The 3,052-nt window shown below is 57.5% G+C and carries 1 protein-coding gene; it reads right to left on the bottom strand.

All coding sequences use genetic code 11. The features are described from left to right. The coding region (locus SLH49_RS22250; protein ID WP_320271340.1) for an Ig-like domain-containing protein at positions 1–2,934 on the bottom strand (2,934 nt) is incomplete at its 3' end. Positions 2,935–3,052: the final 118 nt, after the last annotated feature.

The following is a 3,052-nucleotide window of genomic DNA, read 5'->3' as shown; positions in this document are numbered from 1 at the left end:
GACACCTGTAACATCAATCGCGATCTGATCGGAAGGCAGGCTGAAGAACCAGAAGTCAAAACCAGTGTCAAAGTCCTGGATTGTGTCGTTGCCCTCGGTGAAGACAAACGTATCCACACCAAACCCGCCACGCATCACGTCATTGCCCGCACCGCCATCCAGGACGTCATTGCCAAAGCCACCGCTTAACCAATCATTCCCGGCACCACCGAGCAAGTCGTCGTTACCGAAGCCGCCGCGCAGATGGTCGTCTCCACCACCGCCAGAGACGATGTCGTCGCCGAAACGTCCACTGATCCGGTCATCATCGGCACCGCCGCGCAGAAGGTCATCTTCGAACGTGCCACGATAGCGATCCTCCGACGCGACAGTGTCGTCAGCAACAGTGAAATTGAATGTCGATGTATCACCTTCTGCGATCCCTTCGAAGCCTTGCCCTTCCTCATCCGCAAACGCCCCATCGGAGATTTCAATCGCATAACGCGCGTCCGGCTCCAGATGCTCCGGTGGTGTGACGATGACGGTGTCCCTATCAAAGCTGACAAGGCGTTCGTCGGTCACATCAATCTGCGTCCGCGCGCCGCTGTCACGGTTGACGAGTGTGATGAAGCCCTCGCCAGCCTCTACGACTTCGGTGAATGTCAGCGTCAGCGCCGCATCATTGCTCACATCCCGCCCGTTATCCGACGGAACAGCGCTTTTAAGGAACGGTGTGGGGTCTGCATCGAAATCCACCTGTTGCGGGAAGTAGATCGACCCGTCAGAGGCATAGCCCAAGCGCCCATCGGAGTTTGACCCCCAGGTGAAGACTTCGCCCGTGTCGGAGACCGCGATGATCGAGTTGGGTCCGGTTTGGATTTCCACGATGTTGATGTCGTCAAGTTCAGCGATCTTGGTCGGCAGGAAGCTGACATCGCTTTCCGCCGCAGGATCACCGTCCAACCCACCAGTTGGCCCCTCATCATTCGGACCCCAGGCATACACATCGCCGTCTTCGGTGAGGGCAATGGCCCAGCGGGCTCCGCCTTTGACGTCGATCACGTTGTCGGGCAGGCCCGTCAGTTCGACCGGGATGGCGACATCTGCTGGATCAGGCGTGAACGTCCCGTCGCCATTGTCGGTGCCTTGTAGAAGCTGCCCCTTGTCGCTTTGGCCCCAGCCAAAGACGCGCCCGTCTTCGGTGACCGCAAAGGAGGTTTTGCCATCAGCCGTCACAGCGAGGATGTTTTCAGGCAGACCTTCCACAAGCACGGGGTCGATCACCCGGCGGTCATCATTGGGGCTGACCTGATTGTCGGTGTTGCTGCCGAAAGCATAAACCTCACCATCGGCGGTCAGGGCCAGTGTATGCGAAGTGCCGGAGGACACCGCCACAACGGTTTCATTGGCAAGCGCTTCAACGGCTGTTGGGACAAGGCGTTCTTCCTGATCGCCGGTGCCGAGCTGCCCGTTGGTATTGCTGCCCCAGGCGTAAAGCGTGCCATCGGCGGCGAGCGCATAGGACACGCCGTTCCCATTCCCGATCCCGATGACTTCAACATCATCCAAGGCGTCGATCTTGACCGCCGATTGGCGGCTTTCTTCATCGCCCAGCCCCAGCGGCCCGCGATTGTTGAAGCCAAAGGCGTAGACATCGCCTTCATCCGTCAGGAAAGTCGTGTGCAACATACCCGTCGATACAGAGGTGATCGTTGCGTCAAAACCTTCCGGCAGTTCGACAGGCAAAGGCGCTTTGACATCAAACCCAACGCTGCCATTGCCCAACTGGCTGACGATGTTTTCGCCAGAACTGTAGAGCACCCCGTCCTGCAGAAAGACCGAGAAGTGGTTGCCCGCGCCAACCGTGCTGGGCACGACTTGGGCCACGCCCTCATAGTCTTCTACCGCGCGGGGGCGGATCAGTTGACCGTCGAATTGATCGGATCCGAAAATGATGGTCTCGCCTGCGTCAAAGAAGTCGCCATCGCCATTCAGGTTGGTCAGTTTGAGGACATTCGCGTCACCGCCAAAACTATTGGCCGTTAGGATCAGATCGCCATCGCCGTCCGTTGCGATGGAAAACCCGATATCGGCGGGGATGCTGTCCGGCATCAGACTGGCATTCCATACCTCGACAGCCTCAAAAACGCTGTCGATCTGACCGGACCCATCCAGATCGTTAAGACGGTAAATCTTCAAAAGCTCGTCGCCATCAGGGAACCATGTCAGCGTGTAGAGCGATCCGTCGACTGCGACGGCGTTTGAGATATCAACCGGCGCGCCAAAGCTCATCTCATCGGAGATAAACTCCGTCACTTCATCGGCCTGAATGCTGCCGTCACCGTTGATATCCTCGATCCGATAGATCACGTCCGTTGCCGTACCCGCCAGATCGTTTAGATAGGCGACATTCCCATCAAAACTGAGGTCAAACGGCACTGCTGTCTCGACAATGCTCTGGACATCCAGCCAAATGGTGGCTTCACCAGCGTCATTGGCATCACCGTCGCCGTTCAGATCAACGGTGCGATAGATCGCGTCCTGCGGCGCCGAACTCGTTCCGGCGTTGGAGATGTAAATTGCGCCATCTTCGCTCTCGGCGATCCCGTTCGGTGTAGCGGTGGAGAGGCCCGCCGCATTGTCGGCAGAGAACCAGATCGCAGCCTCGCCCGCATCTTGCGCGTCCCCATCGGCGTTCAGGTCAGTCAGCCGGTAAACAGTGTCTGTGCTGCCATCGCCGATATAGACTGACTTGTCCTGTGCCTGATGGACAGTGAAGACGTTGTTTGTTGGATCGACAAGACCGCTTTCATTCACGGCGTCGAAGAAAACACTTGTCTCCTCGGCCCCGGCGGCGTTGCCATCACCATCAAGATCCTGCAACAGCAGAACCTGATCCCTGCGTTGATCGGCAACAAGAATGCCGCTTATCGTGCGTTCAGATATACGTGCCATTTGGCCCCCCAATTCATCTGAATGAAAGAGCCTGGCGCGCCGCTGGGGACTCAAGAAATGCGATTATCGATGCGATGCATCTGGCGGTCTTTTGGCTGATAAATGCAAAAGGGTGAAG

This window comes from Cognatiyoonia sp. IB215446 (assembly GCF_033963825.1).
GTDB lineage: Bacteria > Pseudomonadota > Alphaproteobacteria > Rhodobacterales > Rhodobacteraceae > Yoonia.
Note: the sequence above shows the minus strand (reverse complement) of the source record. Positions and strands in the feature narration are given on the sequence as shown.